At 61.5% G+C, this 12236-nt stretch carries 13 protein-coding genes; 10 read left to right on the forward strand and 3 right to left on the reverse strand.

Annotation, left to right across the window (positions count from 1 at the left end; all coding sequences use genetic code 11):
* Positions 1 to 47 precede the first annotated feature (47 nt).
* Both AAE484_RS01590 and AAE484_RS01595 read left to right on the forward strand, forming a co-directional pair.
* Entirely contained in the window at positions 48 to 1337 is a 1290-nt protein-coding gene (locus tag AAE484_RS01590; protein ID WP_341936566.1) for a YihY family inner membrane protein, read from the forward strand.
* A gap of 5 nt (positions 1338 to 1342) precedes the next feature.
* Complete coding sequence (locus AAE484_RS01595; protein WP_341936567.1) at positions 1343 to 2599, forward strand: valine--pyruvate transaminase; 1257 nt, start codon at positions 1343 to 1345, stop codon at positions 2597 to 2599.
* A 45-nt stretch (positions 2600 to 2644) separates the two neighbouring features.
* Here AAE484_RS01595 and AAE484_RS01600 read toward each other — a convergent pair whose 3' ends face one another.
* On the reverse strand, positions 2645 to 3481 hold the full coding sequence (locus AAE484_RS01600; protein ID WP_341936568.1) for an HDOD domain-containing protein: 837 nt from the start codon (positions 3479 to 3481) through the stop codon (positions 2645 to 2647).
* 79 nt (positions 3482 to 3560) lie between these two features.
* The gene (gene ygfZ, locus AAE484_RS01605; RefSeq protein WP_341936569.1) at positions 3561 to 4502 is read right to left on the reverse strand and encodes a CAF17-like 4Fe-4S cluster assembly/insertion protein YgfZ; all 942 of its coding nucleotides are present in this window, start codon (positions 4500 to 4502) and stop codon (positions 3561 to 3563) included.
* Between the two features lie 249 nt (positions 4503 to 4751).
* Here ygfZ and AAE484_RS01610 point away from each other — a divergent pair, with 249 nt between their 5' ends.
* The 3 genes from AAE484_RS01610 (at position 4752) to AAE484_RS01620 (ending at position 6869) form a co-directional block, all read left to right on the forward strand.
* Positions 4752 to 6068, forward strand: coding sequence for a GGDEF domain-containing protein (locus tag AAE484_RS01610; RefSeq protein ID WP_341936570.1), 1317 nt, complete (start codon positions 4752 to 4754; stop codon positions 6066 to 6068).
* Positions 6069 to 6133: 65 nt separating this feature from the next.
* Entirely contained in the window at positions 6134 to 6382 is a 249-nt protein-coding gene (locus AAE484_RS01615; RefSeq protein WP_445928817.1) for an FAD assembly factor SdhE, read from the forward strand.
* Positions 6348 to 6869: a protein YgfX gene (locus AAE484_RS01620; RefSeq protein ID WP_341936571.1), complete on the forward strand. Its 522-nt coding sequence runs from the start codon at positions 6348 to 6350 to the stop codon at positions 6867 to 6869. Before AAE484_RS01615 ends, AAE484_RS01620 begins: the two co-directional genes overlap by 35 nt.
* A gap of 8 nt (positions 6870 to 6877) precedes the next feature.
* Here AAE484_RS01620 and nadB read toward each other — a convergent pair whose 3' ends face one another.
* Positions 6878 to 8500, reverse strand: coding sequence for an L-aspartate oxidase (gene nadB / locus AAE484_RS01625; RefSeq protein ID WP_341936572.1), 1623 nt, complete (start codon positions 8498 to 8500; stop codon positions 6878 to 6880).
* A 380-nt stretch (positions 8501 to 8880) separates the two neighbouring features.
* On the opposite strand from nadB, the gene rpoE reads away from it, so the two are divergent.
* The 5 genes from rpoE (at position 8881) to arfB (ending at position 12219) form a co-directional block, all read left to right on the forward strand.
* Positions 8881 to 9471 carry an RNA polymerase sigma factor RpoE gene (gene rpoE / locus AAE484_RS01630; RefSeq protein ID WP_341936573.1) on the forward strand — a complete coding sequence of 197 codons (591 nt, stop codon included), beginning with the start codon at positions 8881 to 8883 and terminating at the stop codon, positions 9469 to 9471.
* Positions 9472 to 9618: 147 nt separating this feature from the next.
* A complete protein-coding gene (locus AAE484_RS01635; protein WP_341936574.1) occupies positions 9619 to 10284 on the forward strand; it encodes a sigma-E factor negative regulatory protein in 666 nt (221 codons plus the stop codon).
* Between the two features lie 10 nt (positions 10285 to 10294).
* Positions 10295 to 11269, forward strand: coding sequence for a MucB/RseB C-terminal domain-containing protein (locus AAE484_RS01640; RefSeq protein ID WP_341936575.1), 975 nt, complete (start codon positions 10295 to 10297; stop codon positions 11267 to 11269).
* Between the two features lie 75 nt (positions 11270 to 11344).
* Positions 11345 to 11806 (forward strand): SoxR reducing system RseC family protein, encoded by a 462-nt coding sequence (locus AAE484_RS01645; RefSeq protein ID WP_341936576.1) that lies wholly within the window; start codon positions 11345 to 11347, stop codon positions 11804 to 11806.
* Positions 11806 to 12219, forward strand: coding sequence for an alternative ribosome rescue aminoacyl-tRNA hydrolase ArfB (arfB, locus tag AAE484_RS01650; RefSeq protein WP_341936577.1), 414 nt, complete (start codon positions 11806 to 11808; stop codon positions 12217 to 12219). Before AAE484_RS01645 ends, arfB begins: the two co-directional genes overlap by 1 nt.
* The last annotated feature ends 17 nt before the right edge of the window (positions 12220 to 12236 follow it).

The following is a 12236-nucleotide window of genomic DNA, read 5'->3' on the forward strand; positions in this document are numbered from 1 at the left end:
AAAGTGTGACTCTCAATCGGCGGTTACAATACAGGATATCGTCCCCTATGCAGGATTTGTTTAACGCTGACAATTTGCAGCACTACCGGCGCCGCATCCAGCAATTCTTTGAGTTGATGCTCCATCAGCTCAAAATGACCGACTGCCTGAAGAGCGCCGCGCAACTGACCTATGTGACACTGTTTGCACTGGTCCCGCTGATGACCGTCACCTACTCCATGTTCTCCGCCATTCCCGCCTTCCAGGGGTTGGGGGAAGATGTGCAGTCGATGATTTTTGCCAACATGGTGCCGGAAACCGGGCAGGAGTTGCTGGGGCATCTGCAGGAGTTTTCACAGCAGGCGCGGCGCTTGACGATTGTCGGCGTGGCATTTCTGGTGGCCTCGGCCTACTTCATGCTCGCCAACATCGAAAAGAACTTCAACGCGGTCTGGGGCATTGTCCAGGGCCGTCGGGGGATCTCCAAGTTTCTGCTCTATTGGGCCGTGTTGAGCCTGGGGCCTCTGCTGTTGGGCGCGGGCCTCGCCATGAGCACCTACCTTGCCTCTCTGCGGTTGTTCATGGATGGCTACGAGGCTCTGGGGCTGATCACCTGGATTTTCGGATTCACTCCCTGGCTGCTGACCACCGCCACCTTTACCCTGCTGTTCGCCGCCGTCCCGAACTGTCGGGTTCCGCTGCGGCATGCGCTGATTGGCGGTGTGGTCACCGCCCTGGTGTTTGAACTGTTGAAAGCGGTCTTTGGTGTGATTGTGGCCAACTCCTCGCTCTCTTCAATCTACGGTGCTTTTGCCATTGTGCCCCTGTTCCTGCTCTGGGTGAATCTGACCTGGGTGGTGATTCTGGCCGGAGCGGTGCTGGTGCATACCATCGGGATGTACCAGATCACCCTGCGCGATCGGGGCTACCCCGATCTGGTGGCGGCACTGGTCGTGCTCTGGCACTTCTACCGCCGAAGCTCAGAGGGGCGCGGCATGGATGACAGCGAAGTGTTGCAGTTGGGGCTGTCGTCGGATCAGTGGCGGCGCGTGCGCGAAGCCCTGCAGCGGGCTCACTGGATTGTGGTGACCAATCAGGGGGATTTTGTTCTTTGCCGGGACCTGCACAAGGAAAAAGTGGGGCAGCTGGTATCGCTGCTGGATCTGCCCACCCTGGTGCCGACCGGGAGCGACGGACTGCAGAAGCTGCCCTGGTACCCGAGCTTTGCCCAGCGTCTGGAGGCGATTGATCAGTACGCCGAGGAACAACTGGATATCACTCTGGCGGAAGTGTTTGACTCCACCTCCGAGGAAACCGGCGAAGCCGCTTCGTCTACTGCAAAACGAGCGACCGGGTAACGCCTATGCCACTGTCGAAATTTGGTCAAAAGCTTGCCGCCGAGGCCGGGATTGTGACGCTCATGGACGATCTCGGTGACGCTCTGCGGGTTAACCCGGAGATGATATTCATGGGTGGCGGCAATCCCGCCTCCGTGCCCGAGGTCGAGGCGGCCCTGGATCGGGCGCTGCAGAAAACCCTGGATGATCTGGCGCTGCGTCGCCCGATGCTCGGGGTCTATCAGCCGCCCCAGGGCGATCCGGAGTTCCTCACCAGCCTGGCCGGTGTTCTGAGCCGCGAATACGGCTGGCCGGTCACCCCGGCCAATCTGGCATTGTCCAACGGCAGTCAGTCCGCCTTTTTTGTATTGTTCAACCTGCTCGCGGGCGAGGGGACTGATGGGATTTACCGTCGCATTCAGTTGCCTCTGGTTCCCGAGTACCTGGGCTATGCCGATCTGGGTATTGCTCCGGGGTTGTTCAGGGCCGCCCGACCGGCCATCGAAACCCTGCCCGAGGGCTTGTTCAAATACCATGTGGATTTCGAGCGATTGCAGCTGGGGGACGATACCGGCGCCCTTTGTCTGTCTCGCCCGACCAACCCCACCGGGAATCTGGTGACGGATGAGGAGTTGGCTCAGCTCGACGGGCTGGCCAGAACACACAACGTTCCGATGATTGTGGATGGTGCCTATGGCGCGCCTTTTCCCGACATCACCTTTGGGTCGGCACAACCCTTCTGGAACGACAACACCATCCTGGTCCTGAGCCTGTCCAAGTTGGGCTTGCCCGGCGCCCGCACCGGCATTGTGCTCGCCGCACCGGACATCATCCGCGCCTTCACCCGGGCCAATACCGTGTTGAGTCTGGCCTGTGGCAACCTGGGCCCCGCTCTGGCACAACAGCTGTTGAGCAGCGGCGAGCTGCTGAGCCTGGGGCCGGACGTGATCCAGCCTTTTTATCGCACCCGACGCGATGCCGCCCTTGAGGTGTTCCAGCGCGAACTTGAGGGCTTGCCCTGCCGGATCCACCGGCCCGAGGGGGCCTTCTTTTTGTGGCTCTGGTTTGAGGGGCTGCCCATCAGCAGTACGGCGCTCTATCAACGCCTGAAAACACGGGGCGTGCTGGTGGTGCCGGGGGAGCATTTCTTTCCCGGCCTGGAGGAGCCCTGGGCGCACCAGCACGAGTGCCTGCGGATCACCTACTGTCAGGATCCCGTGCGGGTGGCTCAGGGCGCCGCTATCCTCGGGGAAGAGGTGCGGCGGGTGTACGCCCAGGGGTAAGGCAACCCCCGGGCTGGAGGGAAAACAACGAGAGGCTTAAGAGGCCTACTGGAACACGTCCATGGCCGCAGCCATTTCATCGCTCAGGTCTTCGGCTTCGGCCGATTGCATGTCCGGGTCCATGCCCAGCCGTTCAAAGGCGGTCACTTCGCTGTAATCAATGTCGCCCAACTCCGAGTCATCGCCCATATGGCTCTGCAGGAGCGCGACGGTGACCAGGTCGGCATAGTCCGCCCTGGGGGCCTGGCGGTCGAACGCCAGGTGCTGGCTGGGCACCTGGATGATGTCCTTGGGGAAGTCCCAGGTTTTCAGGATCATGTCCCCCAGGGGGCCCTGAAGCTCGTCGATCACCCGGTCCAGCGTGAGGCTGTCAATCAGCAGGGAAGGGTGCTCCTCGGCATAGGTGAGCACCGGCAGAACCCCGATTTTGTGCACCAGACCGGCCAGGGTGGCCTGATCCGGGCGCAGGTTGGTGTAGTGCTTACACAGGACATGACAGATCCCCGCCACCTCGCTCGAGCGCATCCAGACATCCCGCAGGCGGCTGTCCACCAGGTCTGAGGTAGCCTGAAACATCTGCTCCATGGCCAGCCCTGTGGCGAGGTTGCAGGTGTACTCCATGCCCAGGCGCATCAGTGCCGTTTTCAGGTCCTCAATGGCGCGGTTGGCCCGCAGCAGGGGACTGTTGGCGACGCGGATGATACGGGCGCTCAGGCCGGCGTCATTGCCGATCACCCGAGCCAGTTGGTCCAGATCCGCTTCGGGGTCGTCCGCCACTTCACGGACCTGTAGAGCCACTTCCGGCAGGGTGGGCAGAACGAGCTTGTCATTCTTGATCGCATCGATGATTTCGGCTCGGACTTTGTCGACAACTTGACTCATGGGGGTTCCTGTCGTGTTTGATTTTGATAAAACCGGTTTTGCATCTGCGCGAGTGGCGCAGGCTTATTTCGTTTGGCGGTTATTCGACATTATAGGGCAATGACAGCAACCGGGCAGGCGAATCCGACCCCGGTATCCGGGCTGATTCCATCGCCTTGTCATCCAGTACCGCCAGGCATTCGATCTGGTCGTCTCCGTTCCGGGCCGCCATCACCAGCTCGCCCACCTTGCGCTCCTCGGCATCTGTGAGGGGCTGTCCGGCGGCGGGCAGGGGCTGCTCCGGGCTCCAGTCGGTGCCCAGCCGTCGCATCCGACGCTTGAGCTTGCCCTTGTAATGCAGGCGGGCCACCACCTCTTGGCCAGTGTAGCAGCCCTTCTTGAAGCTCACCGCACCCACGGACGGAAAATTCAGGGCCTGAGGGGTGAAGACTTCGCTGGTTTCGGGCCCGACTTCCCCGAGTCCCGCGCGGATGTCTTCCAGCACCCAGCGATGGTCGCCCTTCTCTTCGTGATAGTCCGCGAGACGTCCGTCCAGAGTCTCGGCCCGCTCCGGCGTCAGCCAGCACTCGAACCGGTTCTCTCCCAGAGTGATCAGAAGCTGTCCGTCCTGCTCGACCCAATCGCCGGGCTCTGTGGCGGGCTCCATCAGGTGTCGTGTCAAAAGCGTGCGTGCGTCGGGCCCGACGATTCCGCGCAGAGTCCATTGCTCGCCCGCCGCAGCCAGCTCGGCTTTGGAGAAGACAATGTATTTGCCCAGCGTTGCCTGGGCCGGCTTCACCATGCTTGTGGGCAGGCGCAGCATGAAGTGCTCCGGATCGCGCGCCAGGGCGCGAAAGCTGAAGACCATCCGGCCCTTGGGGGTGCAGTGGGCTCCGAGCCGGCTGACACCGGGTTCAAGGGCGTTCACGTCGCAGGTGACCTGGCCCTGGAGAAACTTCTGGGCCTGAGGGCCAATCACGGTCATCAGGGTCCACCGGCTCAGGGGCAGCCACCGGGTCGGGTTTACTGGGGTATCACTCATCTGGGGTCACTTGTTGGGGAGATTGTCAGGCTCTGATGCCAGGTGCCGAACTGGGCATGATAGACGCAGTGTCGCTTCGAGCCAAGGGGTGGCGGAGGGCAAGGGTTTGACATACGACAAATAAGTGTCGGTTTTTTTTACAAATACTTGTAGCCGCCGCGCTGATCGTGCACACTTTCTGTGCGGATAGGCCTTTCGATACGTGAAAAGAATAACGGACAAAAATCATGGTCACGAACAGGGGGACTGATGGTCGAAGATAGGGGCTCCAGCCTGACATTTCTCTCTGGTGCCTGGCGCTCCATTTACTTCTGGCTGTTCGTCGGTTGCCTGTTGACGGTTTTTGCCATGTGGGTTCACGCCTACTTGCCGGATAAGCGACTTCAGTTGGTCCAGGCGGATACCGAAGCCTATATCTACGCCGACTCGAGCAACCATGTCGAGTGGCAGAATATGGAGGAGCTCAGTTGGCTCTGCCAGATTGAGGATACCTACAGCGACGCGTTCTGCGGTTTTACTATCGTTTTGGCGGGCGAAGACGGTTCCGGGATGGATTTCACCCAATATTCCGAGATCCGGCTGGATCTGAGTTATAGCGGTCCCGCCTCCTTACTGCGTTACTACTTTCGCAATCGCGAACCGGGGTTCTCCCAGCGGGATAATCCGGAAACGCACAAGTTTATGCAGACGCAGATCGCCCTGGAGTTTCTGGAGGGTGGGCTTGCCATTGCGCTGGACGAGTTCTACGTGGCGGAATGGTGGCTGTCGCAATTTGAGGTTCCCCGGGAGTTCAGTCGACCGAATTTCTCGAACGTTACCGCTCTGGGTATTGATCTGCCTCACCCGCTGCAGGTTGGGGAGCATCGGTTGCAGTTGCACTCGGCGGAACTGGTTGGGGATTGGGTCTCCCGTGAGCAATGGTACGCCAGCATCATGGTGGTCTGGTTGGTGGCGTTGGTGACGGCCGGCGTGATCCGGATGATCCAGTTGCGCCAAAGCGTACTGCGCGAGCGTCGGCGTCTGGCGGAGCTGGCTTCGCGTAACCGGGAGCTCCGCTCCCAGAGCGCCCGGTTTCGCGATCTGTCGCGCAAGGATCAGCTGACCGGGCTGCTCAACCGCCACGGGGCGATCGAAGCCATCGAGGACCTGTTTTCCGCGCCGGAGACCCTGGTGTCGCTTCTGGTAATCGACATTGACCATTTCAAGCCGGTCAATGACAGCCACGGCCACGATGTGGGCGACAGAATCCTGGCCGAACTGGGACGCCTGCTGCAGGACAATATCCGCCGGAGTGACTACGTCGCTCGCTGGGGCGGGGAAGAGTTCATCGTGTTGCTGCCGGACACGGACGAGGCGGGAGCGCGGATGATCGCCGAGAAGCTGCGCCGGCTCATTGCCGAACGCCGGTTCGAGGCCCTGCCGGAGGTGCCGATCACTGTGAGCCTGGGGGTGGGGCAGCGCCTGCCGGATGAGCCCTACCATCAGCTGTTCCAGCGTGTGGACATGGCGCTGTATCGGGCCAAGGAGCGGGGACGCAATCAGACGGCGGCCGCGACCATCGGTTAAAGCGCTTTCGTTGCGCGGCCGCTCCGGTGTTATACTGACTCCTCACATTCGAGTGGGAGAGTTCAGTGGAACGCAATCGTCTATTCTGGGGCAGTCGGCGCGGCATGTTGGAGCTGGATCTGATCCTGCTGCCATTTCTGGACAACGTCTATCCCACCCTGGAACAGGCTGACAAGGAGAGTTACTGGAAACTGCTCGAAATGGAAGATCAGGATATGTACGCCTGGTTTCTGAGTCGCCAGAACCCCGAAGACCCCGAACTGCAAAGGATTGTAGAGATTGTCCGAGCTAACACCGGCATCAAGGCCTCCTAGAGCGCTGACAGGTGGCCTCCGGCCCATCAGCCTGCGTCCCTCCCGCCGGCTGGCCCTCGCGCATGGCACCCTCCTGCCTGTTCTGGCCATTCTGGCCGGCGTCGGTCTTTTTTATCCCGTCCTGACCCAACCTCTCTGGCTTTTACCGCTACTGCTGTTCTGGAGCCTGCTCTGGCTCAGCTGGCGTGCCCAACATCGCGCCCGAAAGCGGCATCCGGATCGACTGGGGTTTGAAGCTGGCCAGTGGTGGCTGCAGTTTCCCGCTCGGGGCCGACAAGGGGCGGACCCGCAGGAGGCGGAGCAACGCACCGCCGAGCTGATCGGCGATTATGTGGTGTGGCCGGGGTTGCTGATCCTGCCGTTTCGATTGCATCACAGCGGACGGCGGTACGTACTGGTATGCCTGAGCGACACTGCCAGTGCCGAAGATCGGCGGCGGCTCAGGGTCTGGCTGCGTACCCGTCAGTGGCTGCGGGAGCGCCATTGATCAGCGGCTCACTCCTTGCTGACAATAATGTCCTGCCCGGCAAAGTTGGCGGGAATCATGATGGTGTCGCGTGCGACTGGTGAACGCTGGGGGAAGTCCAGCGAGAAATGCAATCCCCGGCTCTCCTTGCGGGCAATGGCCGAGCGGATGATCAATTCGGCCACCACGGCCAGGTTGCGCAACTCGATCAGGTCACTGCTCACTTTGTAGTTGCTGTAGTACTCGGCGATCTCCCGTTGCAGCAGCTTGATGCGATGGGTCGCCCGCTCGAGGCGCTTGTGCGTGCGCACAATCCCCACATAGTCCCACATGAAGCGCCGCAGCTCGTCCCAGTTGTGGGAAATGATCACATCCTCGTCGGAGTTGGTCACCCGGGATTCGTCCCACTGAGCCGAGGTGTCGGGCGCCGGAATCTCAGCCAGTTTGCGTTCGATGTCCTCCGCTGCCGACTGGGCGTACACGATGCACTCCAGGAGCGAGTTGCTGGCCATGCGGTTGGCACCGTGCAGGCCGGTAAAGGAGGCTTCGCCAATGGCGTAGAGGTTGCGCAGGTCACTCTGGCCGTTGTGATCGACCATGATGCCGCCGCAGGTGTAGTGCGCGGCCGGTACCACGGGGATCGGTTCTTTGGTGATGTCGATGCCGAACTCGAGACAGCGGGCCTTGACCGTGGGAAAGTGCTCGGCAATAAAATCGGCGGGTTTGTGGCTGATATCCAGATACAGGCAATCGCAGCCCAGGCGCTTCATCTCGTGGTCAATGGCCCGGGCCACCACATCGCGCGGAGCCAGCTCCGCCCGTTCGTCGAATTTGGGCATGAAGCGCTCGCCGTTGGGCAGGCGCAGGTAGGCCCCCTCGCCGCGCAGGGCCTCGGTAATCAGAAAGGTCTTGGCGCGCGGATGATACAGGCAGGTGGGGTGAAACTGGTTGAATTCCATATTGGCCACCCGGCAACCGGCGCGCCACGCCATGGCAATACCGTCGCCACTGGCGCTGTCCGGATTGCTGGTATACAGGTAGACCTTGCTGGCGCCGCCGGTGGCGAGGACCACAACCCGGGACTGAAAAACGTGCACGTGGTCATCGCTGCGATTGAGGGCGTAAGCGCCCGTGCAGCGCACTTTGCGCGAGTCCTTGTCCGCCTGGGTGATCAGGTTCAGCGCCACGTGGTTTTCGAACAGTTCAATATTGGGTTCCTGCCGGATCCGGTCGATCAGGGTGCTGTGCACGGCCTGGCCGGTGGCGTCGGCACTGTGAATGATCCGCCGGTGGCTGTGGCCGCCCTCCTGGGTGAGATGGTAGTCTCCCCCGTTGCCCTCACGGGTAAAATTGACGCCCTGGTCGATCAGCCAGCGGATGGCACTTTTGCTCCGCTCGACGGTGAAGCGCACCGCGTCTTCGTGACAGAGCCCGGCCCCGGCATCCAGGGTGTCGGCCACATGAGCCTCAACGGAATCGTCGTCGTCCAGCACCGCCGCGATGCCTCCCTGTGCGAACCAGGTCGAGCCCTCGTTGACGGCGTTTTTGCTCAGCACGTGCACGCGGGCGTGGCGCGCCAGCTGCAGGGCCAACGTCAGGCCGGCCGCACCAGAGCCGATGACCAGGACATCGCTGCTGAAATACTTGCTCATTATCTGCTCACTTGTTACGCAATTGCGGGGTGGACATGAAGGGCAGGGTGACGGCATCGCCGCCGCCCTTCCAGCATTTACGTGCAGTATAGCGCCGAAGGATCAGTTAGTTACAGACGCATCCATTGGCGGGTAAACTCGGACACCGGTCGCTGACGTGTTTTACCATTAGAGGTAGAATGCATAAGGCCGTATAATACCACCAATATTGGTAATATCAGCCGGGCCTTTTAGATCGTTATGAACTTTTTATACCCTGAAGAGTCAGTCAAAGCGCACTTCAGGGAAACGCGGGGGTCAGGACGGCGACCCGGGAATACAACAATAGACTATCAATGTCGGCGTGGGCCTGAAGGCCGAATCGCTTGGGGGTTTTGGGAATGACAGCGCACGCTGCGCAGGACACAGATCAACAGCTGGTAGAGCGGGTTCAGAAAGGCGACAAGCGCGCCTTTGACTTGCTGGTGCTCAAGTATCAGCACAAAATTTTTGCCATTATCAGCCGCTACATCCGCGATCAGGCGGAGGTGCAGGACGTGGCTCAGGAGGCCTTTATCAAGGCCTATCGGGCGCTCGCCAAGTTTCGCGGCGACAGCGCCTTTTATACCTGGCTGTACCGCATTGCCATCAACACCGCCAAGAATCATCTGGTGGCGCGCAACCGCCGTCCGCCCTCGGGCGACGTCGAGATCGAGGACGCCGAGTTCTACAGTGGCAGTGAAGCGCTGAAAGATCTGGAAACACCGGAGAACAATCTGGCGCGCGACCAGCTGCAGGCGGCGGTCGACCAGGCCATCACCGACCTGCCCGAGGACTTGCGCACCGCTGTGACCCTCAGGGAGATGGAAGGGCTCAGCTACGAGGATATCGCGACCATCATGGACTGCCCGGTGGGCACCGTGCGGTCGCGTATTTTCCGGGCGCGTGAGGCGATTGATCGCTGCATCCAGCCTCTGATGTCGGATGTATAGCGGGCGTAAATCTTTGTTAAGATTTTTGTGAATTGGGCTGAACCTTTGGGAATTGAGCCAGTCAGAGCCATTAACAGCGCCTGTTCGACCCCTCCCGCAGGGTAGACAGGCTCTATTTGATGTCGCACTTTTAAGGTACTTCTCGCGATGACAGAGCAAAGCAATCACTCACTGACGGAATCTCTCTCGGCCCTCGCCGACGGTGAAGCCACCCCCCTGGAAGTCCGGCGCTTGCTCAAAGCGAGTGAGACCGACCCGCAGTTGGGTGCTCGTTGGGCGCGCTATAACCTGGCCGGAGCGGCCATGCGCCGTGATGTGTCCGTGATGGCACCCGAGGGATTTGCCGCGGGGCTCAGCGAAGCGATTGCCAATGAGCCCAGCGCAAGAGCGAGTGGTTCCGGTTGGTGGCAACACCTGGGTCGTGCGGCAGTGGCGGCGTCTGTGGCCGGAGCGGTGTTGCTGGGTGTGCAACAGTACCCGGCGGGCCCGGCAGGTGGCGAAGTCGCCTCCAGTCAGGGCGGTAGTGAAACCAGCAGTGAGCCCGTGTCTCTGCCGGCGGGTCACAACTCCCCGATTCAACCCACGGCGCGGACCGTAAGCGCTCAGAGCGGGTATGAACCGGCACCGCGTCGGTCGAAAGACGTGGTCTTCATTCCGGTTCAGTCCGGCACTGTCCAGGTTCCCGCCGAGGAAGTCCGGGCTTACCTGAATCAGTTGATGCAGGAGCACAGTGACAATGCGGCGCGCAACAGCAACCAGGGCGTATTGCCCTATGCACGGGTTCCCTCCGACGCCGACGAACAAGGCAACTGAGGCTTCTTTCATGCGGCGCGCGCGTTGCCTGACTCTCGTCACCCTGGTGCTGTTGGCCACAGCGGCGCGCGCTGAAGATCCACGCCCCCTGGCGCTGCTTGAGGCCATGGCGGGCGCGGGCCAATCGATACACTACCGCGGCTCCTTCACTTACGAACACAGCAACTCCATGGAGAGTTTCCGGGTTTTCCACTGGGTCGATGACGGGCGAGCCCACGACCGGGTGGAAGCGCTGAACGGCCCCGAAAGCTCACTGCAGCGCCTGGGCCCCGGAGATACCTGCCAGCCCCTGGGCTATCGACTGCTACAGACCGGCCCGACAGAAACGGGGGAAGAAGCATCAGGCGATGACTCAGCGCCCGAACTCGACCGACTCGACAACTACTACCAACTCAGTCTTCGGGGCGAGGAGCGAATTGCCGGCCGGCCCACTTACACGCTGGAAGTGCGACCCCGGGATCTGCTGCGCTACGGCTATATCCTCAACATTGATCAGGAAACAGGGCTGTTGTTGCGCTCCCTCCTGATTGATGAAAATCACGGCGTGCTTGAGCGCTTCCAGTTTGTGGAGCTGGAGCTCGAAGATGAAGCCGACACCGTGCGCCGCGAGGCGAAATCTCTCCCCGGCGAAACCGCCTCCAGCCCCGAGTGCGATACCCGCAGCCCGAAGACGCCCTCTGACTGGATGCTCTCCTGGGTGCCGCCCGGCTTTGTTTTCTCCGGCGAGCGCCAGCTGGCCGAGGATATCGACATGCTGATGTACACGGACGGTCTGGCGAGTTTCTCGGTGTTTCTGCAGCCTTTCTCCGGTCAGATCAGCGTCGAAGGCCGCGCCAAAAGCGGCGCCACCTCGGCGTTCATGGGCCAATTGGCCGCCGGCGCCCGGGACTTCCGGGTCACGGTGGTGGGTGAGATTCCCGTCCACGTGGCCGAGCAGCTGGCACGCGGCATCAGCCCCCGCTTGATCCCCGCCCTCCAGGACTAGTCGGCGGCGCTTTGTTCAAGCATCGCGGCGACTGGTACAATGGTTTTATTCTGTTGACAGTGTCCGAGGCACGCCATGATTACCGAAACCGGTCGCATCGTCGCTATTGAACCCCAGGGCCTCTGGGTGGAAACCATCCAGCGCTCCACCTGCGGCAGCTGTGCCGCCCAGAAAGGCTGCGGCCAGAGCCTGATGGCGCGTCTGATGGGGCACACCAGCTACCTCTGGGTACTGCTCGAAGGGCGCGACCCGGACAAATACCAACTGGGTGATGAAATCCAGATCGGCGTCCCGGAAACCGTGGTCGTCAAAGGCTCACTGTTTGTCTACATGGTCCCGCTGCTGGGCATGCTGGCCGGCGCCGGACTGGGCCAGTCCGCGCTGCAATCCGATGGCTGGAGCGCCCTGGGCGCCGTGGCGGGGCTGGTGCTCGGGGGCCTGATCGTGCGCTGGCGGGCCCACCAGACCCGTCACGATCGACGCCTGCAACCGGTGTTGCTGGATGACACCGACGCGGTCACCCTGGTCACGCCCTGATGGTTGCTCTGACCCCCTCCCTGTCGGTCCCGGAGCACGAGATCGAGATGACCGCCATTCGCGCCCAGGGCGCCGGTGGCCAGAATGTCAACAAAGTGAATAGCGCGGTGCACCTGCGCTTTGACATCTTCGCCTCCTCACTGCCCGAGGAGGTCAAAACCCGCATGAGCCAGATCGCCGATCAGCGCATCTCGCGTGAAGGCGTGGTCGTGATCAAGGGGCAGCGCTTTCGCACCTGGGAGAAGAACCGGGCCGATGCCCTGGAGCGGCTGGGTGAGCTGGTGGCCCGCGCCAGCCACCGGCCCAAAAGCCGTCGGCCCACGCGCCCGACCAAGGCAGCCAAACGCCGTCGGGTCGATCACAAAACCCGGCGAGGTGCCATCAAGCGCAATCGCGGTAAAGTCGACCTCTAGACCTTTATACCCCCAGG

Origin of the sequence: Marinimicrobium sp. C2-29 (assembly GCF_038419845.1) — a bacterium.
In the GTDB taxonomy this organism is placed as follows: domain Bacteria; phylum Pseudomonadota; class Gammaproteobacteria; order Pseudomonadales; family Cellvibrionaceae; genus Marinimicrobium.

Bases quoted from the DNA above. Each gene is read 5' to 3' on its own strand.
- AAE484_RS01590 (WP_341936566.1), top strand. From the start codon at position 48: ATGCAGGATTTGTTTAACGCTGACAATTTGCAGCACTACCGGCGCCGC.
- AAE484_RS01595 (WP_341936567.1), top strand. From the start codon at position 1,343: ATGCCACTGTCGAAATTTGGTCAAAAGCTTGCCGCCGAGGCCGGGATT.
- AAE484_RS01600 (WP_341936568.1), bottom strand. From the start codon at position 3,481: ATGAGTCAAGTTGTCGACAAAGTCCGAGCCGAAATCATCGATGCGATC.
- ygfZ (WP_341936569.1), bottom strand. From the start codon at position 4,502: ATGAGTGATACCCCAGTAAACCCGACCCGGTGGCTGCCCCTGAGCCGG.
- AAE484_RS01610 (WP_341936570.1), top strand. From the start codon at position 4,752: ATGGTCGAAGATAGGGGCTCCAGCCTGACATTTCTCTCTGGTGCCTGG.
- nadB (WP_341936572.1), bottom strand. From the start codon at position 8,500: ATGAGCAAGTATTTCAGCAGCGATGTCCTGGTCATCGGCTCTGGTGCG.
- rpoE (WP_341936573.1), top strand. From the start codon at position 8,881: ATGACAGCGCACGCTGCGCAGGACACAGATCAACAGCTGGTAGAGCGG.
- AAE484_RS01635 (WP_341936574.1), top strand. From the start codon at position 9,619: ATGACAGAGCAAAGCAATCACTCACTGACGGAATCTCTCTCGGCCCTC.
- AAE484_RS01640 (WP_341936575.1), top strand. From the start codon at position 10,295: ATGCGGCGCGCGCGTTGCCTGACTCTCGTCACCCTGGTGCTGTTGGCC.
- AAE484_RS01645 (WP_341936576.1), top strand. From the start codon at position 11,345: ATGATTACCGAAACCGGTCGCATCGTCGCTATTGAACCCCAGGGCCTC.
- arfB (WP_341936577.1), top strand. From the start codon at position 11,806: ATGGTTGCTCTGACCCCCTCCCTGTCGGTCCCGGAGCACGAGATCGAG.